The organism is Paracoccus halophilus, from assembly GCF_000763905.1.
GTDB classification, from domain to species: domain Bacteria; phylum Pseudomonadota; class Alphaproteobacteria; order Rhodobacterales; family Rhodobacteraceae; genus Paracoccus; species Paracoccus halophilus.
This window is the reverse complement of record NZ_JRKN01000003.1, coordinates 1-20477: the sequence shown is the minus strand read 5'-3', so window position 1 is coordinate 20477 and position 20477 is coordinate 1. Positions and strand designations below refer to the sequence as shown.

At 66.5% G+C, this 20477-nt stretch carries 22 protein-coding genes; 9 read left to right on the top strand and 13 right to left on the bottom strand.

The genetic code is table 11. The features are described from left to right. Positions 1-119: 119 nt before the first annotated feature. A complete protein-coding gene (locus tag IT41_RS02630; protein WP_036738636.1) occupies positions 120-656 on the top strand; it encodes a hypothetical protein in 537 nt (178 codons plus the stop codon). Positions 657-911: 255 nt separating this feature from the next. On the opposite strand, the gene IT41_RS02625 is transcribed toward IT41_RS02630, so the two are convergent. The 6 genes from IT41_RS02625 to IT41_RS02600 all read right to left on the bottom strand — a co-directional run bounded on the left by IT41_RS02625 (position 912) and on the right by IT41_RS02600 (position 7314). Beyond that, complete coding sequence (locus tag IT41_RS02625; protein ID WP_036738635.1) at positions 912-2252, bottom strand: branched-chain amino acid ABC transporter permease; 1341 nt, start codon at positions 2250-2252, stop codon at positions 912-914. Between the two features lie 11 nt (positions 2253-2263). Continuing rightward, a complete protein-coding gene (locus tag IT41_RS02620) occupies positions 2264-3265 on the bottom strand; it encodes a branched-chain amino acid ABC transporter permease (protein ID WP_036738634.1) in 1002 nt (333 codons plus the stop codon). A 1-nt stretch (position 3266) separates the two neighbouring features. Next, positions 3267-3977 carry an ABC transporter ATP-binding protein gene (locus IT41_RS02615; RefSeq protein WP_036738633.1) on the bottom strand — a complete coding sequence of 237 codons (711 nt, stop codon included), beginning with the start codon at positions 3975-3977 and terminating at the stop codon, positions 3267-3269. Beyond that, positions 3977-4855, bottom strand: a complete 879-nt coding sequence (locus tag IT41_RS02610; protein ID WP_036738632.1) for an ABC transporter ATP-binding protein — start codon at positions 4853-4855, stop codon at positions 3977-3979. Before IT41_RS02610 ends, IT41_RS02615 begins: the two co-directional genes overlap by 1 nt. A 107-nt stretch (positions 4856-4962) precedes the next feature. Beyond that, positions 4963-6147, bottom strand: a complete 1185-nt coding sequence (locus IT41_RS02605; protein ID WP_036738631.1) for an ABC transporter substrate-binding protein — start codon at positions 6145-6147, stop codon at positions 4963-4965. 147 nt (positions 6148-6294) lie between these two features. Next, positions 6295-7314: a GlxA family transcriptional regulator gene (locus IT41_RS02600; RefSeq protein ID WP_036738630.1), complete on the bottom strand. Its 1020-nt coding sequence runs from the start codon at positions 7312-7314 to the stop codon at positions 6295-6297. A gap of 118 nt (positions 7315-7432) precedes the next feature. On the opposite strand from IT41_RS02600, the gene IT41_RS02595 reads away from it, so the two are divergent. Next, a complete protein-coding gene (locus tag IT41_RS02595) occupies positions 7433-8839 on the top strand; it encodes a class II 3-deoxy-7-phosphoheptulonate synthase (protein WP_036738811.1) in 1407 nt (468 codons plus the stop codon). 70 nt (positions 8840-8909) lie between these two features. On the opposite strand, the gene IT41_RS02590 is transcribed toward IT41_RS02595, so the two are convergent. Then, positions 8910-9677: a PAS domain-containing protein gene (locus tag IT41_RS02590; protein ID WP_036738810.1), complete on the bottom strand. Its 768-nt coding sequence runs from the start codon at positions 9675-9677 to the stop codon at positions 8910-8912. A 180-nt stretch (positions 9678-9857) separates the two neighbouring features. Here IT41_RS02590 and gmk point away from each other — a divergent pair, with 180 nt between their 5' ends. From gmk to IT41_RS02570, 4 genes are all read left to right on the top strand, one after another. Beyond that, a complete protein-coding gene (gene gmk, locus IT41_RS02585) occupies positions 9858-10496 on the top strand; it encodes a guanylate kinase (protein WP_036738809.1) in 639 nt (212 codons plus the stop codon). Next, positions 10493-11020: a gamma carbonic anhydrase family protein gene (locus IT41_RS02580; RefSeq protein ID WP_036738629.1), complete on the top strand. Its 528-nt coding sequence runs from the start codon at positions 10493-10495 to the stop codon at positions 11018-11020. Before gmk ends, IT41_RS02580 begins: the two co-directional genes overlap by 4 nt. After that, the gene (locus IT41_RS02575) at positions 11017-12069 is read left to right on the top strand and encodes an ATP-binding protein (protein ID WP_036738628.1); all 1053 of its coding nucleotides are present in this window, start codon (positions 11017-11019) and stop codon (positions 12067-12069) included. Before IT41_RS02580 ends, IT41_RS02575 begins: the two co-directional genes overlap by 4 nt. Before the next feature lie 85 nt (positions 12070-12154). Next, on the top strand, positions 12155-12562 hold the full coding sequence (locus IT41_RS02570; protein WP_036738627.1) for a GFA family protein: 408 nt from the start codon (positions 12155-12157) through the stop codon (positions 12560-12562). 73 nt (positions 12563-12635) lie between these two features. On the opposite strand, the gene purF is transcribed toward IT41_RS02570, so the two are convergent. From purF to IT41_RS02540, 6 genes are all read right to left on the bottom strand, one after another. Then, positions 12636-14129 carry an amidophosphoribosyltransferase gene (purF, locus tag IT41_RS02565; RefSeq protein ID WP_036738808.1) on the bottom strand — a complete coding sequence of 498 codons (1494 nt, stop codon included), beginning with the start codon at positions 14127-14129 and terminating at the stop codon, positions 12636-12638. 132 nt (positions 14130-14261) lie between these two features. Further along, positions 14262-14858, bottom strand: coding sequence for a CvpA family protein (locus tag IT41_RS02560; RefSeq protein ID WP_036738626.1), 597 nt, complete (start codon positions 14856-14858; stop codon positions 14262-14264). A 43-nt stretch (positions 14859-14901) separates the two neighbouring features. Next, a complete protein-coding gene (radA, locus tag IT41_RS02555) occupies positions 14902-16266 on the bottom strand; it encodes a DNA repair protein RadA (RefSeq protein WP_036738624.1) in 1365 nt (454 codons plus the stop codon). Between the two features lie 95 nt (positions 16267-16361). Beyond that, entirely contained in the window at positions 16362-17546 is a 1185-nt protein-coding gene (locus tag IT41_RS02550) for a UbiH/UbiF family hydroxylase (RefSeq protein ID WP_036738622.1), read from the bottom strand. Positions 17547-17559: 13 nt separating this feature from the next. Then, entirely contained in the window at positions 17560-17754 is a 195-nt protein-coding gene (locus tag IT41_RS02545; protein ID WP_036738621.1) for a hypothetical protein, read from the bottom strand. 29 nt (positions 17755-17783) lie between these two features. Beyond that, the gene (locus IT41_RS02540) at positions 17784-18470 is read right to left on the bottom strand and encodes a pyrimidine 5'-nucleotidase (protein WP_036738807.1); all 687 of its coding nucleotides are present in this window, start codon (positions 18468-18470) and stop codon (positions 17784-17786) included. A gap of 64 nt (positions 18471-18534) precedes the next feature. On the opposite strand from IT41_RS02540, the gene IT41_RS02535 reads away from it, so the two are divergent. Genes IT41_RS02535 through IT41_RS02525 form a run of 3 tightly spaced genes read left to right on the top strand, consistent with a single transcriptional unit; the run spans position 18535 to position 20353 of the window. Next, positions 18535-19170, top strand: coding sequence for a GntR family transcriptional regulator (locus IT41_RS02535; protein ID WP_036738619.1), 636 nt, complete (start codon positions 18535-18537; stop codon positions 19168-19170). 50 nt (positions 19171-19220) lie between these two features. Continuing rightward, positions 19221-19793, top strand: a complete 573-nt coding sequence (locus tag IT41_RS02530) for a DNA-3-methyladenine glycosylase family protein (protein ID WP_052081255.1) — start codon at positions 19221-19223, stop codon at positions 19791-19793. Next, positions 19790-20353 (top strand): alpha/beta hydrolase, encoded by a 564-nt coding sequence (locus IT41_RS02525; protein ID WP_036738806.1) that lies wholly within the window; start codon positions 19790-19792, stop codon positions 20351-20353. The genes IT41_RS02530 and IT41_RS02525 overlap by 4 nt, the downstream gene beginning before the upstream one ends. Positions 20354-20477 lie beyond the last annotated feature (124 nt).

Here is a 20477-nt window from a genome sequence, read left to right as displayed (position 1 = left end):
GCCCGCGCCGCGCGGGCGGGGTAGCGGCCGGGATCGGGGTAAATAAAATCCTAACTGTTGATTTCTGGATTTCCCGACGCGCCCGGCTAGGATCGGCTTGAACAGGAAGGAGACTGCAAATGTTCGGAAATGGTTCACTGTTGGGTCCTCTGCTCAATGGCCTGCTGGGCGGTCTGGTGGGCTCGGGGCGGCCCGTGAACGAACCCGGTGCCACGGGGCAGACGGGTGCGGAAAACAATGCCGACAACTCTGTCGCCGAGGTCGAGGCGCCCGATAGCGGCGGTGTGAAATTCGACCTTTCGCAACCTGGCGGCGGTGCGGCCGGAAATGCCGGAGATGCCGGTGACGCCGCCGATACGGCCGCCACGGCCGAGGAAGACGCCTTGGCCGCCTATTTCTATGCCGCGAAATGGGCGCAGTCCATACGGGCCCAGATGGCCACGCCCGCCGAGACGCGCGAGACCATCAAGACCGATGACGGCTTCATTTTCGCGAGCGAGCCTTTCAGGCGCGATATCGTGGAGGATCTGTTTTCCGAACAGACGATCCATTTCATGGGTCGAAAACTGGCAACCATCGGCGCGAATGGTGTCCTGACCATGGCTGACAGCGCCAATCAGGGTATTCAGCCCTCGATATCGCTGGGCAAGTTCTGAGACCACCTGTCGTTGTGGTGAAAGCGGCCGCGCATTCCAGCTGCGGCCGCTTTTGCCTCCACCGGCAATTTGTCCGGCCGATGATTACCGGAAAGGCCTGATTCAGCCATGACCGTCGGCGATCTTTCCAAGCGCGAAAACTGAAATCAAAATTCAGCCTTCAGGCGCTGGAAGACAGCGTCGCCCCCGCCTGCTTCTTCTTCAGAAAAATATCCCGGGGTGTGGGGCAGAGCCCCACAAAAGGCACCGGGCGCGCTATTTTTCCGGCACCAGCCCACGCGGCGCAAAGCGCAGAACCAGCAGCAAGACCAGTCCCAGGGCGATGAACCGCATATGCGGCGCGCTGCCCAGAAGATGGTTGCGCAGGCTGCCATCAGGCATCGGCGCGGTGATCAGCCGCATCAGTTCCGGCCCCCAGACCTCGGCCTTGATCCACAGAAACCAGATCAGGATCGCGCCCAGAACCGCGCCCCAGTTATTGCCCGATCCGCCGACGATCACCATCACCCAGATCAGGAACGTATAGCGCAGGGGATTGAAACTGTTGGGCGACAGCAGCCCGTCCAGGGTGATCATCATCGCCCCGGCCAGCCCGATCACCGCGCTGCCGATGACAAAGATCTGCAGATGGCGGCGGGTCACGTCCTTGCCCATGGCCGCGGCGGCGGTCTCGTTGTCGCGGATCGCGCGCATCATCCGGCCCCAGGGCGATTTCAGCGCCAGTTCCGCCAGCAGGATCAGCAGCAGCAGGACGGCGGTGAACAGCCCGGCATAAAGCAGCTTGACCCAGATCCCCGAGGCGGTGGCCGGATCCATCCCCCAGTTGGCGGCGCGGGCCACGAAATCGGCGCTGTTCTGCAGTTCCAGCTCATAGGGCACCGGGCGCGGAAGCCCCGAGACATTCTTGACCCCGCGCGACAGCCATTCCTCGTTGCGCATCACGGCGACGATGATCTCGCCGATGCCCAGCGTGGCGATCGCCAGATAGTCCGAGCGCAGCCCCAACGCGACCTTGCCGACGCCCCAGGCGGCAGCGGCGGCAAACAGCGCCCCGACCGGCCAGGACAGCAGGATCGGCCAGCCCAGCCCGCCGATATTGCCGGCGGAGGCGGAATTGTTCGCCTCGATCGCGATCACGGCCGGGTCGAACAGGAACCGGTACAGGATGAATCCCAGCACCAGAACCGCCAGCAGCGCCGGCACGCGCATGGCGCCGCGCAGGCGCTTCCAGACCAGTGCCGCCAGCACCAGCGTGCCCAGCCCGACCAGCAGCGCCAGGATCACCCTTGGCCCGCCCGCTTGCCAGGCCCCCTCGACCGGCGCGGTCGAGACCAGCACCGGCGCCAGGCCGCCAAGCGCCAGAAAGCCCACGACGCCCGCGTTGAACAGCCCCGCATAACCCCATTGCATGTTCACACCCAATGCCATGACGGCCGAGATCAGCCCCATGTTCAGGATGGCAAGCGCGGTGTTCCAGCTGCCGGAAAACAGCGCGTTGCGGAATGTGCCTTCGGCAAAGAACAGGGCGGCAAGGATCAGAAACAAAAGCGGCGCGCGCCAGGGGCTGGCGGTATCGGCTTGGCGAGTATTCGACATCTGAACCCCCCTTATACGGATTTGCCGCGGAACAGGCCGGTCGGCCGGAACAGCAGCACCACGATCAGGATCGTGAAGCTGACCGCGAATTTATATTCGGTGGACAGAAGCTGCAGCAGCTCCTGCGGCTGGAAGCCCAGATATTCCGCGACCTTCTTCCAGGGATAGGTCACCGCGACCTCGGAAAAGGCGACGATGAAACCGCCCGCCACCGCGCCCAGCGGATTGCCCAGCCCGCCGACGATGGCGGCGGCGAATATCGGCAGCAGGATCTGGAAATAGTTGAAGGCCTTGAAGCTCTTGTCCAGTCCGTAAAGCGTGCCCGCGATGACCACCAGCGCGCTTGCGATGATCCAGGTCAGGCGCACGACGCGCTCGGGGTCGATGCCGGACAGCAGCGCCAGATCCTCGTTGTCGGAATAGGCGCGCATCGCCTTGCCCGCGCGCGAGCGGCCAAGGAAACGAAACAGCGCCCAGCAGCACAGCGCCGTGACCAGCAGCGTCAGAAGCTGGCTGACGCGCAGCGACATGCCCTCGGCCAGCCCGCTCCATTCGCGGAAATCGCGGACCGTGAACAGGAAGCGCGCGCCGTCGTCAAAGCGGATCTCGTCGACGCCGATGATCAGACGCGTCAGGCCGTTGGTGATGAACATGACCCCGACCGAGGCCATGACCAGGATGATCGGCTCGGATCGTTTCCTGCGGTAAAAGCGATAGACGACGCGATCCGTGCCCAGAACGAAAGCCGCGGTCAGCGCGATGCCGAAGGGCAGGGCCAGCAGCGCCGTCGGCAGCGGCCCCAGACCGATGCCCAGGGCCTGCATTCCCCAGGTCACCAGAATGACCAGCGCCGTGCCAAGCGCCATGGTGTCGCCATGGGCAAAGTTGGAAAAGCGCAGGATGCCATAGATCAGCGTCACGCCAAGCGCGCCGAGCGCCAGCTGCGCGCCATAGGAGGCGGCCGGAAGGACCACGAAGTTCATCAGCGTGACGAGGGCGTTCAGAATTTCCATGTCAGCCCCCAAGAAAGGTGCGGCGGACCTCGGGATCGGCAAGGAGCGCCGGGCCGGTGTCGGTGTAAGCATTGGCGCCCTGCACCAGGACATAGCCGATATCGGCGATCTCCAGCGCCTGGCGGGCGTTCTGTTCGACCATCAGGATGGAAATCCCGGTACGTGCGACCTCGATGATGCGGTCGAACAGCTCGTCCATGACGATCGGGCTGACGCCGGCGGTCGGCTCGTCCAGCATCAACAGGCTTGGCCGGGTCATCAGCGCGCGGCCGACGGCGACCTGCTGGCGCTGGCCGCCGGACAGCTCGCCCGCGTTCTGGCGGCGCTTTTCGGCGACGGCGGGGAACAGCTGATAGACCTGCTCCATCGTGGCGCGGAAATCGTCCTGGCGGATGAAGGCGCCCATTTCCAGATTTTCCTCGACCGTCATGGTCGGAAAGATGTTGTGGGTCTGGGGCACGAAGCCCATCCCCTTGCGCACGCGCTCCTGCGGGGTCAGCGCGGTGATATCCGCGCCGTCCAGCAGCACCGCGCCCTCACGCAGGTTCAGCATGCCGAAGACGGCCTTCATGGCGGTGGATTTGCCGGCGCCATTCGGGCCGACGATGACCGCGATCTGGCCCTTTTCGACCGTCAGGTCGCAGCCGTTCAGGATATCGGCCTTGCCATAGCCGCCGCGCATGCCGGTGGCCGAGAGATAGGGCTGGCTCATCACAGATCCCCCTCGGGCTTGCCGTCGCCGCCATGGCCGGCCTCGGCGCCCAGGCCCGGCTGCGCGCCGTGGGATTCGCCGAATGCGGTTTCCTCGGCCACTTCGGCGGCGATCTTGTTCTTGAGCCCGGTGCCCAGATAGGCCTCGATCACGGCGTCGTTCTGCATGATGCTGTCGGCCGAGCCCTGGGCCAGCACCTTGCCCTCGGCCATGACGATGACCGGATCGCAGAGGCGGCCGATGAAATCCATGTCATGCTCGATCACGCAGAAGGTATAGCCGCGCTCCTTGTTCAGCCGCACGATGGCGTCGCCGATCGTGCCCAGAAGCGTGCGGTTCACGCCGGCGCCGACCTCGTCCAGAAAGACGATCCGGGCATCGACCATCATCGTACGGCCCAGTTCCAGAAGCTTTTTCTGGCCGCCCGACAGGTTCCCCGCCTTTTCGTCGGCGACATGGGAAATGGTCAGGAACTCAAGCACTTCGTCGGCTTTCCTGCGCAAGGCGCGCTCTTCCTCGCGGATCCGGCTGCGGCGCAGCCAGGTGTTGATCAGGGTCTCGCCGGTCTGCGCGCCGGGCACCATCATCAGGTTCTCGCGGACGGTCATCGAGGAAAACTCATGCGCAAGCTGAAAGGTGCGCAGCAGCCCCTTGTGGAACAGCTCATGCGGCGCAAGGCCGGTGATATCCTCGCCCGCCATGGTGACGCGCCCGGAGGTTGGCTTCAGAACGCCGGCGATCACATTGAAAAGGGTGGATTTTCCTGCCCCGTTCGGGCCTATGAGCCCGGTGATCGAGCCGGTCTCGATCGTCAGGCTGGTGCCGTCGACGGCGCGGAAACCTCCGAAATGTCGGTGCAGGTCCTGGACCTGGATCATCTATACTCCCCACCTTCATGCGCAACATGAAGAATTTCCCTTAACGGGATGTTTTATATTTAAGAAAGGGCCCGGATGACCGGACCCCTTCGATGATCTTCGGCGGCTTAGCGGAAGCCGACCACGTTCAGCTTGCCGCCCTTGAAGTCCACCTCGCGATAGACGCCCGAGCTTTCGCCCGGCTCGACCAGCTCGACCGAAGTGGCGCCGACATAGTCGATATCCTCGCCCGCCGCCAGCAGTTCCAGACCCTTGGCCAGTTCGCCCGGCAGGATCTTTTCGCCCGGGGCGTTGGTCACCTCCATCACCTTGTCCTTGTAGAGTTTGGGATCCGAGGTGCCGGCGGCCTGCATGGCCAGCAGCATCATGGCGGCGGCGTCATAAGCCTCGCCCGAGAATGCCGAGGTGCCGTCGAAACCCGCGGCCGTCGCCATTTCGGCGTATTTGTCATGCCCTTCGCCCTCGGCAGAGGGGTTCTGGCCGAACGAGGTTTCCAGCTGCGTGCCGAAACGCTCGACCAGGGCCTGGTTCACCATGCCGTCGGGCAGCACGAACGTGTCGAAGGCGCCGGTATCCAGCGATCCCTGGATGATGCCCGCACCGCCCTGGTCGGCATAGCCCACCACGATCAGCGCGTCGCCGCCGGCGGCAGCCAGCGCCGCGACCTCGGCCGAATAGTCGCCCTTGCCGTCGTCATGGGCCGATACCACCGTCACGGAGCCGCCCTTTTCCTTGTAGGATGCGGCAAAGCTGTCGGCCAGGCCCTTGCCGTAATCGTTGTTGGTATAGGTCACGGCGACGCTGTTGATGCCGCGCTCAAGCACGATATCGGCCATGACCTGGCCCTGACGCGCATCCGAGGGCGAGGTGCGGAAGAAGAAGCCCTTGTCGTCAAGCGTCGACAGCGCCGGCGAGGTGGCCGAGGGCGAGATCATCACCACCCCGTTCGGCACGCCCACCTTTTCCAGCGAGGCGATGGTTTCGCCCGAGCACATGCCGCCCATGATGCCCTTGACGCCCTCGCTGGTGACCAGACGCTCGACCGCCGCGACCGAGGCGGCGGCGTCGATGCAGGTATTGTCCACGGCAATCGGCGTGATGGTCGAGCCGTCCAGCAGCTTGCCGCTGTCCGAAACCTCTTTCATCGCCAGCTCGGCGCCTTTCTGGATCGGCGGCGCTATGGATTCCAGCGGCCCGGTCAGGCCCAGCGAGATGCCCATCTTGATCTCTTCGGCGCCCGCGGCGCCAGCGATCAGGGCGCCTGCGGCGCTGGCCAGAAGAAGCTTTTTCATTGATATACTCCCTGAGTGGATCTTTGTCCTGCCGGCAAGGCTATAAGCGGCGCTCGAAAAAGAAAAGTATCTTGGGGATGGGGATGGCGCCGAAAACCGCAAGCTGACGCGGCGACATGCGCATTTCGCGCATGATCGCGGGTCCGGCTAGCTGCCCGGCTCGGCTTCGGTGCCGCGCTGGCGATAGGGCGTGCTGCCATAGGTCGCGCGATAGCATTTCGAGAAATGCGCGGCGCTGGCGAAACCGCAGGCCAGCGCGATCTCCATCACGCTCATTTCCGTCTGCATCAGCAGGTTGCGGGCGCGCTCCAGCCGGATCTCCATGTAATAGCGCTTGGGCGAGCGGCCCAGATAGCGGGCGAACAGCCGCTCCAGCTGGCGCGGCGACATGCCCGCCTCGGAGGCGAGGCGGGCGGGGCTGACCGGCTCTTCGATATTGGCCTCCATCCGGGCGACCACCTGCGCCAGTCGCGGGTGACGCGCGCCGATGCGGGTCGGGATCGACAGGCGCTGATGATCCTCTTCGGAGCGGATCGAGGTGTGGATCATCTGATCGGCGATGCGATTGGCCAGTTCGGTGCCGTGATCGCGGGCGATCTGGCGCAGCATCATGTCGATGGCGGCGGTGCCGCCGGCGGCGGTCAGGCGGTTGCCGTCCTCGATAAAGACCGTGCGGATCAGGGTCACGTCGGGAAAACGCTCGGCGAAGCCGTCCTGGTTTTCCCAGTGGATCGTGGCCCGGCGGCCGTCCAGCAGCCCCGCCTCGGCCAGCACCCAGGCGCCGGTGCACAGCGCGCCGATGCGGGTGCCGCGCCGTTCCTCGCGCCGCAGCCATGCCAGAACCGGACGCGTCGCCGCCCGGGTCACGTCGACGCCGCCGCAGACCAGAATCGTGTCGTCACGCCGGGTATCGGCCAGCGGACCGTCCAGCCGCACACGGGCACCGTTCGAGCAGGCCGCATCTTCGCCCTGCTCGCCGATGACCTGCCATTCGTAGAGCCTGCGCCCGCTGAGCCGGTTGGCCAGCCGCAACGGCTCCATCGCGGCGGCAAAGGAAAGCATCGTAAAGCGGTCCAGCAGCACGAAAAGATAGCGCCGGGGGCGCTCGGCCGCGGCACGGGAAGGAGGATCGGGGTCGTAAGGGATTGCTGGCTTGATATCTGGCATGTCGGTCGCGCGTCTTTCTGTCGCGGCAGATCAGCAGGCAATCATGGCGCGCGCAAGGCTTTTCCTTCCCGGTCTAAGACCTTATATGGCTATGACCGCCAATATGAAGGATAGGATCATGGCACAGACGAATCCCAGTTCCGCGACCCCGGCACAGGCATGGGACAAGCGTGGCTGGCGCGCCTATCCGCGCGTTCAGATGCCCGACTATCCCGATGCCGCCGCGCTTGGCGCGGTCGAGACGCAGCTGAACAGGTTTCCGCCGCTGGTTTTCGCCGGCGAGGCGCGCCGCCTGCGGGCCTCGCTGGGGGATGTCGCGGCGGGCCGCGCCTTCCTGTTGCAGGGCGGCGATTGCGCAGAAAGCTTTGCCGAATTCTCGGCCGACAATATCCGCGACACTTTCAAGGTCATGCTGCAGATGGCCGTCGTCCTGACCTGGGGCGCGCAATTGCCGGTGGTCAAGGTCGGCCGCATGGCCGGGCAATTCGCCAAGCCGCGCTCGGCCCCGACTGAGAAGATGGGCGATCTGGAACTGCCCAGCTATCGCGGCGACATCATCAACGGCTTCGACTTCACGGCCGAGGCGCGCATTCCCGACCCGCAGCGCATGCTCCTGGCCTATACCCAGGCGGCGGCGTCGCTGAACCTGTTGCGCGCGTTTTCGACCGGCGGCTATGCCGATATCCATCGCGTGCAAAGCTGGATCAGCGATTTCACCGGCGGCGAGGAGGCGGCGCGCTACCGCGATATCGCGGATCGGATCAGCGATGCCATGGCCTTCATGCAGGCCGCCGGCGTCACCGCCGAGACGGCGCATGATCTGGGCAAGGTGGATTTCTACACCAGCCACGAGGCGCTGCTGCTGGAATACGAAGAGGCGCTGGCCCGGATCGATTCCACCACCGGCCTGCCCGTTGCCGGCTCGGGACACATGATCTGGATCGGCGACCGCACCCGCCAGGTCGATGGCGCCCATGTCGAATTCGCGCGCGGCGTGCAGAACCCGATCGGGCTGAAATGTGGTCCCTCGATTTCCGACAGCGATCTCAAGGCGCTGATGGCCAAGCTGAACCCCGAGAACGAGCCGGGCCGCCTGGCCCTGATCGCGCGTTTCGGCGCTGGCTCGGTAGGCGATCATCTGCCGCGCCTGATCAAGGCGGTTCGCGACGAGGGCGCGAATGTCGTGTGGTCCTGCGATCCGATGCATGGCAACACGATCAAATCGGCCTCGGGCTACAAGACGCGCCCCTTCGACAGCGTGCTGCGCGAAGTCCGCGAGTTCTTTGCCATTCACCGCGCCGAGGGCACCATTCCCGGCGGCGTGCATTTCGAGATGACCGGCAAGGATGTGACCGAATGCACCGGCGGCGTGCGCGCGGTCACCGATGAGGATCTGTCCGACCGCTATCACACCGCTTGCGATCCGCGGCTGAATGCCAGCCAGTCGCTGGAACTGGCCTTTCTGGTGGCCGAGGAACTGCGCAATCGCCGGGTCAATGGCGGCGCGCAGGCCAAGGCGGGCTGAGCCGGAGCGCGGCGAACCCGGATCAGGGCGGCGGGGCAGGACCCTGCCGCCCGTCTTCGGTTTTCATGGGCTAGAAGCGGGGAAGGCCGTCCGGTTTGCGCTCGTTCAGGCTGACGATGCGAAAGCGCGCGCGGCGCTCTTCGGGGCTCGGCTCGGCGCTGTCCGGCAGGTTTCGCGGCTTCCATGGCGCCGGCGGTTCGGAAAAGCCCGCGGCCGAGGCACTGGGTTCCAAAAGCCTGGCGCCGGGGATCACGGGAAAATGCAGATCCCCCAGCAGGTCGAAGCGGCGCGGGGCCTGACCCGGCTCGCCCTCGGCGATCAGGCAGCCCAGGGCGCGGGTCACATCGCCAAGGTCCGAGCGCAGCGGCAGCAGCAGCATCGACGCCCGCAGCGCCGGCCGGCCGTATGAGGCGCCGGCATCCAAGTCGAGCCGGGCGATCTGCGGGCCGCGAAAGACGCATTCCAGCACATCCGACAGCCGCCCGCGCGAACTGGTATTCAGGAACGAACACAGCGGCATGCCGCGCACCTCCATCCCCATCAGGTCGATCAGATGGCGCCCGGCAAGCCGGAACCGCGCCGCCCCCGGCGCGATACGCTCAAGGATGAAGGCATAGTCCAGGGCCCGGCGGATGCCTTTCGGCTCGACATCCGCGCGCGCGGGAATGGCGCGGCCCTGGCGCAGCCCTTCCCAATAGGCGCGCAGCTCGGCCATGATCCGGTCGGGATGGGCGGGACCGAAATCGGCAAGACGGAACACCCGCGCCCGGTCGCGCGGCGCGCCTGCCTGTTCGGGAACGGCGGTGCCGTTCTGGTCCTCGTTCTGATCTCTGGTCATGACCTTTTTGACCCCGAATGACAAATCTACCAACTACGGCTTGCAAACTAGCCCGCCCGTTCCTTCATGCCGAGTGATTTCTTAACCAATGGTTAACCAACTATCCTTTTCGGCAGGACTTGACCCCGGCAACCGGCAGGGCCATTCAGGCGACGCAATATGCAGGGAAAAATGGTGGCGATGACGAACGAGCGCAGCGGCCTTCTGGTGATCCTGTCATCCCCTTCGGGGGCCGGAAAATCGACGCTGGCGCGGCGCCTGATGGCCTGGGATCCCTCGCTGCGCTTTTCGGTCTCGGCGACCACGCGCAGGCCCCGGCCGGGCGAGGTCGAGGGCGAGCATTACTATTTCCGCAGCATCGGGGAATTTCGCGACATGGTGGCGCGGGACGAGATGCTGGAACATGCCGAGGTGTTCGGCAATTTCTACGGCACCCCGCGCGGCCCGATCGAAGAGGCGATCCGGGCCGGGCGGGACACGCTTTTCGATGTGGACTGGCAGGGCGGCCAGCAGATCCGCGCCTCCAGCCTTGGCGCCAATGCCGTCTCGATCTTCGTGCTGCCGCCCAGCCTTGCCGAGCTTGAGCGCCGGCTGGTCGGGCGCGGGCAGGACACGCCCGAGGTGATCGCCGGGCGGATGGAAAAAAGCCGTGCAGAGATCAGCCATTGGGCGGAATATGATTACGTGATCGTCAATGACGATATCGAGCGCAGCGCGCAGGCGCTGACCACGATCCTGACGGCCGAGCGCATGCGCCGCGAACGTCAGGTCGGGCTTGGCCCCTTCGTGCGGGCCCTGATGCAGGAGGACAGCAAATGATCTGGGAACTGGACGGCATCGCGCCGCAAGTCGCGCCCGACGCATGGGTGGCCGAGAACGCGCAGGTGATGGGCAGGGTCGTGCTGGAGGCGGGCGCCAGCGTCTGGTTCGGCGCCGTGCTGCGCGGCGATAACGAGGAAATCCGGCTGGGCCGGGGCTCGAACATTCAGGATCTCTGCGTCTGCCATACCGATCCCGGATATCCGCTGATCATCGGCGCGAACTGCACCATCGGGCACCGGGCCATGCTGCATGGCTGCACCATCGGCGAGGGCGCGCTGGTCGGCATGGGCGCGACCATCCTGAACGGCGCGAAGATCGGCGCCGGCGCCCTGATCGGCGCCGGTGCGCTGATCGCCGAGAACAAGGAAATCCCGCCCGGGGCGCTGGTCATGGGCGCGCCGGGCAAGATCATCCGCGAGTTGGATGACGCCGCCCGCGCCCGCCAGATCGAATCCGCGCGCCGCTATCAGCAGAACGCCGCGCGGTTTCGCAACGGATTGGTGCGGGCCGGGCAAGGATGATCGACCCGACGCTTCTGGCGGTGCTGCGCGGCGTGCCGGTCGCGATGCTGGTGGTCGACCAGAAGGCCCGGATCGTCAGCGCCAATGAAACGGCCGAGGCGCTCCTGGGTCCGATCCCGGCCGAGCGCCCCTTTGTCACCGTGCTGCGCCATCCCGAGGTCAATGCCGCGCTTGAGGGGGTTCTGGAAGGGCGCGAGCGCGCCCGGCTGAACGTGACGCTGGGGGCCGCCGACCGCCGGGTCTTTTGCGAGGTCACCGTGACGCCGCTCGAGGCCCGGCCGCTGCATGGCGCCATCATCAGCATCGAGGACCGTTCCCGCGACGAAGAGACCGAGCAGATGCGCCGCGATTTCGTGGCCAATGTCAGCCATGAGCTGCGCACGCCCCTGACCGCGCTCATGGGCTTTATCGAGACGCTGCGCGGCCCGGCGCGGAACGATCCCGCCGCCCGCGACCGGTTCCTGGACATCATGGAGCGCGAGGCCGGGCGCATGAACCGCCTGGTCGCCGACCTGCTGTCGCTGAGCCGGGTCGAACAGGACGAGCGCCGCCGCCCCGCGCAGCGGATCGAGCTGGCCGCCATCCTGCGCGGCGAGGTGGCGACGTTGGCGCCGGCCGCGGCCGCGGCCGGGGTCGAGCTGAAACTGCTGGGCGCTGACGACAATGTCATGATCCCCGGCGATGCCGACCAGCTGGTTCAGGTCATCCGCAACCTGATCGAGAATGCGGTGAAATACGGCGCCGCCGGCGGTATCGTCACCGTAATGCTGCGCCGCCTGCCGCATGAGCCGGTGCTGCGCGGCCCGGCATGGTCGATCACCGTTGCCGACCGGGGCGAGGGGATCGAGCCGCAGCACCTGCCGCGTCTGACCGAACGCTTCTATCGCGTCGATACCCACCGATCGCGCGAAAAGGGCGGCACCGGGCTGGGACTCGCGATCGTCAAGCATATCGTCAGCCGCCATCGCGGTCGCCTGCGCATCGAAAGCGAACGCGGCGAGGGCAGCCGCTTCACCATCATCCTGCCCGAGACCATCGGACGAACCTGACATCGGGGCTGCGGACGCCTGTCTTTCATGGACGTGGCAATGGGGCGCTGCTAGTCTTGTGCAAATCCAGACAGACGAGGTTGGCATGAAGCGATTCGCGGGCGGCTGCCTTTGTGGCGATATCCGGATCACGGCGCGGGGTCGGCCCAGCCGGGTGGGTCTGTGCCACTGTCTTGATTGCCGAAAACATCATGGCGCGCTGTTTCACGCCTCGGCCGTGTTTCCCGAGGATGTGGTGACGATCAAGGGCGATCCGCATGATTATCAGGGCCGGTTCTTTTGCCCGCGCTGCGGCTCTTCGGTGTTTTCGCGCAGCGGCGACGAAATCGAGTTGCATCTGGGAGCGCTGGACGCGCCGGATCAGCTGATGCCGAGCTATGAACTCTGGACGATCCGGCGCGAGGGCTGGCTGCCGCCCTTTCCGCTGGCGCGACATTATGAACGTGATCGCGAGACCAGCGGCCGTTTCGAGGATGAGGGCGTTCCCGGCTGACGCGGATCCGTTTTCGCGGGCGGCTGGGCGGGCGCCGGGATGCGCCCGCTTGCGTCATGTCACGGGGTCAGGGTCACTCGGCCGCGTGGTCCACATGCCCGGTCTCCGACTCGGGCTTCATGCGAAAGCCGCGTTCCAGCTGGTCAAAGGGCGCGACCGGATAGTCGCCCGAAAAACAGGCGTCGCAATATTGCGGCTGGGCCTTGTTGCGCCCCCCGGCCTCGCCGGCGGCGCGGTAAAGCCCGTCCAGCGACACGAAGCTCAGGCTGTCGACGCCGATCCATTCGCGCATCTCGGCCTCGGTCATCTGCGCGGCCAGCAGCTTTTCGCGATCCGGCGTGTCGACGCCATAGAAACAGGGCCATGCGGTGGGCGGGGATGCGATGCGGAAATGCACTTCGGCGGCGCCGGCATCCAGGATCATGTCCTTGATCTTGCGCGAGGTGGTGCCGCGCACCACGGAATCGTCGACCAGCACCACACGCTTGCCGGCGACCAGCGCGCGGTTCACGTTCAGTTTCAGCCGGACGCCCATATTGCGGATCTGTTCGGTCGGCTCGATGAAGGTGCGGCCCATATACTGGTTGCGGATGATCCCCATGCCGAAGGGGATGCCGCTTTCATGCGCGTAGCCGATGGCGGCGGGCGTGCCGCTGTCGGGCACCGGACAGACCAGATCGGCCGCGACCGGGGCCTCGCGCGCCAGTTCGACGCCGATCTGGCGGCGCGTCTCATAGACCGAGCGGCCGCCGATGATCGAATCGGGGCGCGAGAAATAGACATGCTCGAAGATGCAGAAACGCCCCCTGGACGGCCCGAAGGGGCGCGAGCTTTCCACCTCGCCCTTGGAAATCACCACCATCTCGCCGGGATCGATCTCGCGCTCGAAGCGGGCGCCGATGATGTCCAGCGCGCAGGTTTCCGAGGCCAGGGCGAAGCCCTCGTCGCCCAGGCGGCCCAGAACCAGCGGCCGCACGCCCAGGGGGTCGCGCACGCCGATCAGCTTGGTGCGGGTCATGGCGATCACGCTGAACGCGCCCTCGACCCGGCGCAGCGCGTCCTTCATCCGCTCGGGGATATTGCGCTGGATGGAGCGCGCCATCAGATGGATGATGCATTCGCTGTCGGAACTGGACTGGAAGATCGAGCCGCGCTCGATCAGCTCGCGGCGCAGCGCCATGGCGTTGGTGATATTGCCGTTATGCGCGACCGCGCAGCCGCCCATGGCGAATTCGCCGAAAAACGGCTGCACGTCGCGGATCGCGGTGGCGGCCTTGGTGCCGGCGGTCGAATAGCGCACATGGCCGATCGCCAGCGAGCCGGGCAGCGTCTCCATCACGCCCTGCTTGGTGAAATTGTCGCGCACATAGCCGAAGCGGTGGGCGCTGTTGAAACCCTGCTCCGGATCGTGGGCGACGATGCCGCCGGCCTCCTGGCCGCGATGTTGCAGGGCATGCAGCCCCAGGGCGACGAAATTGGCGGCATCCGCGACTCCGATCACACCGAAGACGCCGCATTCCTCATGCAGGCGGTCGGAATCGAAGGGATGGGCAAGAAATGGCTGCATCTTCACCGACTCTTGGGGGCAGGGGCTGGACTTTTCCATCAGGCTCGTCGCCAATCTAGGGTGTCAGGCGCGCGAAGTCACGCCCCACCGGGATGGCGGGGCGCATTTTCTGTTGTCAATCTGTCACAAGGCTCAGTTCGCCGGGGTTTCGGTGGCGGCATCGACCGGCGTGCCGACCGGGCTGCAGCTGCGCACCATTTGCTCGTAGCGGCTGACCACCCAGCCCGGCGCGTCCTGCGGGATCTGCTCGTCCATCTGGCCGCTCATCCGCTCGAAGACGCGGGCCGAGCGGGAATTGTCCACCACCGCGAAAGGCTGCGTGGCCATCACGCGGTCATAGACGATGAAGGCGATGGCGACCAGCAGGATGCCGCGCGCCACGCCGAACAGAAATCCCATGCCCTGATCGACGCCGCCCAGTGCCGAACGCTGCACGACCGAGGAAAACAGCGGCGTCAGGATGGAAAACAGCACCAGCGCCAGCGCGAAGACGGCGGCGAAACCGGCGATGGTGCCCAGTTCGCAGCTATCGGCCAGAAACTTGTTCAGCCCCGGTATCTGCGCCACCATGGGCCGCACCGTGGGCGCGAAGATGAAGGCCAGGACCGCGGCGCCGATCCAGCCCAGGATGGCCAGCGATTCGCGCACGAATCCCCGCGCATAGGCCAGGATGGCCGACAGGATGATGACGGCCGCAACGATGCCGTCGATGATGGTGAAGCCGTCCATAGTTCACGCCCCTCCGCGGGTTTTTCCGCGTTTTATGGCAAGTTCATCCGGCACCGAACGTCTCGCCCACAAAGCTTGTCAGGTCAGGGATGCGGCCGATCCGCATCCCGGAAATACCTTCGACCTTGGTGGCCGACGGCAGAATTGCCCGTGAAAAACCAAGTTTCCGCGCCTCTTTCAACCTGTTTTCGGCCTGGGTGACCGGTCGAAGCGCCCCCGACAGGCTAATCTCGCCAAAAAGGACAGTATCGGCGGGCAGCGGCGCATCCTCGCGCGCGCTGAGCAGCGCGGCGGCGATGGCCAGGTCTGTCGCCGGCTCGTTGACCCGCATCCCCCCGGCAACATTGAGAAAAACGTCGAGGCCGGCAAAGGGAATGGCGCAGCGCGCCTCGAGCACCGCGAGAATCGTCGACACGCGCCCCGAATCGAGCCCGACCACGGTTCGGCGGGGACTTGCCAGCGTCGAGGGCGCGACAAGCGCCTGGATTTCGGTCAGGACCGGGCGGGTGCCCTCGATCCCGGCGAATACCGCCGAGCCGGGCGAGGGCTCGCCGCGTTCGGACAGAAACAGCGCCGAGGGATTGGCGACCTCGGCCAGACCGCCGCCGGTCATCTCGAAGACGCCGATCTCGTCGGCCGGGCCGAAGCGGTTCTTGTGCGCGCGCAGGATGCGGAACTGGTGGCCGCGCTCGCCCTCGAAGTACAGCACGGTATCGACCATGTGTTCGACCACGCGGGGGCCGGCGATCTGCCCCTCCTTGGTGACATGGCCGACCAGGATGACGGCGGTGCCGCGGCGCTTGGCGAAGGTGACCAACTCATGCGCGCTGGCGCGGACCTGCCCGACCGAGCCCGGCGCCGCCTCGATCCGGTCGGACCAGAGCGTCTGGATCGAATCGATGATCGCGACATCGGGGCGTTCGGTGTCCAGCGTCGTCAGGATGTCGCGCAGCGCGGTCTCGGCGCCCAGCCGCACCGGCGCCTCGCCCAGACCCAGCCGCTGCGCGCGCATGCGGACCTGGGCGCTGGCCTCCTCGCCCGAGATGTAGATGGCGGATTTTCCGGCGCGGGCAAAGGCGGCGGCGGCCTGTAAAAGCAGCGTCGATTTGCCGATCCCGGGATCGCCGCCGACCAGGATCGCCGAGCCGGGCACCAGCCCGCCGCCCAGCACGCGGTCAAGCTCGGCGATGCCCGATTGCGCGCGCGGCGGCGGGGCTTCGCGCGTCGCGAGATCGGTCAGCGGCACCGCGCTGCCCTTGAGCGCGCCGAGGCCGCGACCGGGTCCCTGGCTGAGCGGCGCCTCTTCGATGATGGTGTTCCAGGCGCCGCAGGCGTCGCAGCGGCCGGCCCATTTGGGCTGGCTGGCGCCGCAGGCGGTGCAGGTGAAGGCGGTGATCGGTTTGGCCATGTCGGCCTATCTGGCAGATTGCGCGGCGGCGCGCCATGGGGTGCGTGTCCGCCCGTTGCGCGGTGGGCATGGATATTTGGGTGAAGAAGAAACGCTCAGGCAGCGCCCAGGCCCGCGCGCATCATCACGCGGCGGATCGGGGCGGCTGCATAGAGCGCGCCGAGCGTGGCGGCGCGCAGGTCGCGCAAGGGCCGTGCCGAGATCATGCTGGCGCGGTTCAGCGCGTCGATGCCCAGCAACCGGGCCATCGCCTCGGGGCGGCGGCGGCGGGCATAGGCGTCGAGCGATTCGCGGCTGCCGGGATCGCCCGCGGATAGCGCGATCAGGCTGGTGAGGTCGGCCAGGCTCATGTTCAGGCCCTGGGCGCCGATCGGTGGTACGACATGGGCCGCCTCGGCGATCAGGGCGGTGCGCGGGCCGGTGAAGCGATCGGCGATCTGGCTGATGATCGGCCATTCGGTCAGCTGCGTGGCCTGGCTCAGATGGCCCAGCACGCCGGCGGAACGGCGGTTCATCTCGAGTTCGAATTCGGCGCGGGGCAGGGCGCGCAGGCGCCCGGTTTCCGCTCCGCGCTCCATCCAGACCACGGCCGATGAGGGCCGGCCGTCGCGGTCGGGCAGCGGCACCAGCGTGAAGGGCCCGCCCGAGCGGTGGACCTCGGTCGAGACATTCTCATGCGGGCGTTCATGGGTGACGGCGAAGGCCAGCGCCTTCTGGCCATAGCGCAGGGTGCGCGTGCCGATACCGAGCGCGCGGCGCACCGGCGAGGCGCGGCCATCGGCGCCGATCACCAGCCTGGCGCGCAGCCTGCTGCCATCGGTCAGGGTGACAAGCGCCTCGGAATCGCGGGCGAGCAGGGTGGCCGTGCCGATCCCCGGCAGAAAGCGGACCCCGGGCAATTGCGCCAGCCGCGCCGGGATTTCGCGCTTCAGCAGCCAGTTGGGAAGGTTCCAGCCAAAGGGCTGGTCCGAGATTTCCGAGGCATCGAATTCGCGCGTCAGCCGCGCCTGCGACAGCTTGCCGCCGGCGTCGATGATGCGCATCACCCGCAGGGCGGTGGCATGCGGGGCCAGCCGCTCCCACAGGCCGGCGGCCGAGAGCGCGGCGATGGACGGCTGCAGAAAGGCGGTGCTGCGCAGATCGGCGCCCCTGGCCGTTTCCTCGGATATCGGGGCCGCGGGGTCGACGCAGGTCACCTGATATCCGGCGCTGCCGAAGGCGGCCGCGGCGATCATGCCGGCGATGCCGCCGCCCGAGATGAAGATGTCGCAATCCGCCATCGCGGGGCGCGGCCTAGAACCCGGCGGCATAGGCGATCAGCACGCCGAAGACCGCCATCGTCGCCACCAGCCCGATCATGGTGATCGCGAGCAGGCCCCAAAGCGCATAGGCGATGACGCCCAGCACGACCAGGGCGAGGACAAAGATGATCAGAATGGTTGCGAGACGGGATTCGCTTTGCTGACTTGCCTGGCTTGCGGGTTCCATCTGGGGCCTCGGGTTCTGTTGCGTCTGATTCAGATTTTACCGGCGGCGGAAAATTCGGCAAGCGTGCCGAGGAATCCGGTCAGGTCCCCGGTGCGGAAATGGACATGCGGGCCATGTTCGTGATCGCTGGCCAGATCGTCGGGGCCATGGCGGCCGGGGCCGACCAGAATCGTGCGCATGCCCAGCGAATGCGGGATCGCGAGGTTTCTGGGATCGTCCTCGAACATGGCGGCGCTGGCGGGGTCGAAGCCGGCCTTTTCACGGACTGCGGCATAAGCGCGCGGGTCTGGCTTGGGGTGAAATCCGGTTTCCCCGATGCCATAGACCTCGTCGAAAACGTCCAGATGGCAATGGGCGAGCACCTGGCCGGCATATTCGGAATCGCCATTGGTGTGGATGATCTTGCGCCCCGGCAGTGCGCTGATCGCGGCGGCGAGCCGGGGGGACGGGCGCAGCACGGAAAAGTCGATGTCATGGACCTCGCGCAGATAGGGCGCGGGGTCGACGCCATGTTCGGCCATCAGCCCGGACAGCGTGGTGCCATGCTCGCGCCAGTAGTGATCGCGCAGCCGGCTTGCCTCGGTCTCGGTCACGCGCAGCTCGCGCATGACATAGCTGGTCATGCGCCGCTCGATCTGGGCGAAAAGCCGTATCTCGGGCGGGTAAAGCGTGTTGTCGAGGTCGAAGACCCAGGTGGTGACATGTCGAAAAGCCATGTCCTTGCCTAACCCGGCAGCAAGGCGCTTGCAATCGCCGTCGCCAGCGCGGATCGTGCGGGTCATGAAAGACGCCTATTCGCTGATCCTGTCCGCCATAGACAACGGAATCTACCGCGCCGGCGACCGTCTGGTCGAATCGGAACTGGCCGAGCGTTTCGGTGTCTCGCGCACGCCGGTGCGCGAGGCGCTGCAACGGCTGGAAACCCAGTCCATGCTCAAGCGTGACGGGCGCAGCCTGATCATCGCCACGCTGGACCATAACCAGCTGGCCGAGCTTTACACGGTGCGCACCGAGCTCGAGGCGCTGGCCGCCCGGCTGGCCGCCCGTCACGCCACGCCCGAGGAAATGCGCGTCCTTGCCGGCATGGTCGAGGAGGACCGCGCCAGTCTGGGCGATGCCCATGCGCTGGCGCGGGCCAATCGCCGCTTTCACCACCAGATCCATCTGGCGTCGCATAACCGCTATCTGGTGCAGCAGCTTGACCTCGTGCATCGCTCGATGGCGCTGATGGCGCGCACCACGCTGGCGGTCCCGGGACGCGATATGGTGACCCTGGACGAGCATCAGGCGATCGTCGATGCGATCGCCGAGCGCGACGAGGCGCGCGCCGAGGCGGCGCTGCGGCGCCATATCTCGATGGCCTATGAAACCCGGCTCAAGGAGGATGCGCGGCTGACCGGCGAGGCGGGGGATTGAGCCGCCGCATCCGCGCCCTTGCCGACCTGGAAGAGGGGGCCGCGCATCTGATGGCGGTCTGTCCGGTCTGGGCGCGGGAATTGCCGGTGCTGATGCCGCTGCCCCTGCGGCTTCGCCCCGACGGGTTCGCGGCCATTCGCGACGCCGTCGTCTCGCAGCAGATATCGACCCATGCCGCCAGCGCCATCGCCGCCCGCATGGCCGAGGCCGGGCTGGAGAGCGAGGCGGATATAGCCGGCGCCGCTGACGAACTGATGCGCGAGGCCGGGCTGTCGCGGCCCAAGATCGGATATCTGCGCGCCATAGCCGGGGCGGGGATCGACTGGCCCGGCCTGCGCGATCTGCCCGACGACGAGGTGATCGGGCGGTTGACCGCGCTGCCCGGGATCGGGCGCTGGACGGCGGATATCTATCTGAAATTCGCCCTGGGCCGCGCCGATGCCTTTGCCTCGGGCGATCTGGCGCTGGCCGAGGCGGCGCGGCTGCTTTACGGGCTGACCGGGCGGCCCGGCCCGGCGGCGCTGGTCGAACTGGCCGCGCCGTGGCGGCCCTGGCGTTCGGTTGCGGCGCGCGGGCTCTGGGCCTATTACCGGGTGGCCAAGGGACGGGAAGGGATCAGATGACGCGCGAATTGAAATCCGAACGCAGGGGCCCGGAAAAAGCCGGCTCGGTGGTGATCTTTCTGCATGGCTATGGCGCCGACGGCGCCGACCTGCTGGGGCTGGCCGATCCGCTGGCGCCGCATCTGCCGGACACCGTCTTTTACGCCCCCGACGCGCCCGAGCCATGCGCCAACAATCCGATGGGCTATCAGTGGTTTCCGATCCCCTGGATGGATGGCTCGACCGAAGAGCAGGCGCGCAGTTCCGCGGCGCAGTCATTCAATGATATCAACGCCTTCATCGACAAGGTTCTGGCGGATGAGGGCGTCGGGCCAGAGCGTCTTGCGCTGGTCGGGTTTTCCCAGGGCACGATGATGGCGCTGGCCGTCGCGCCGGAACGCGCGCGCGAAATCGCCGGCGTGGTGGGGTTTTCCGGGCGGCTGCTCGATCCGGACAGGGTGGCCGACGCGCGGGTCAAGCCGCCGATCCTGCTGCTTCATGGCGATCAGGACCCGGTCGTGCCGTTCGAAAGCATGTCCGTCGCGGGCGAGGCGCTGCAACAGGCCGGATTCACCGTCTAAAGCGTTTTGCATTTAATCTGAGGCATATCCGGCAGCTTTGAGGAAGTTCCAGCATTCGTCTGGATGGAACATGTCACAGATGTCACCAAGGGCTTCGAACAAGGCATCAAAGGTTCTGGCGCCG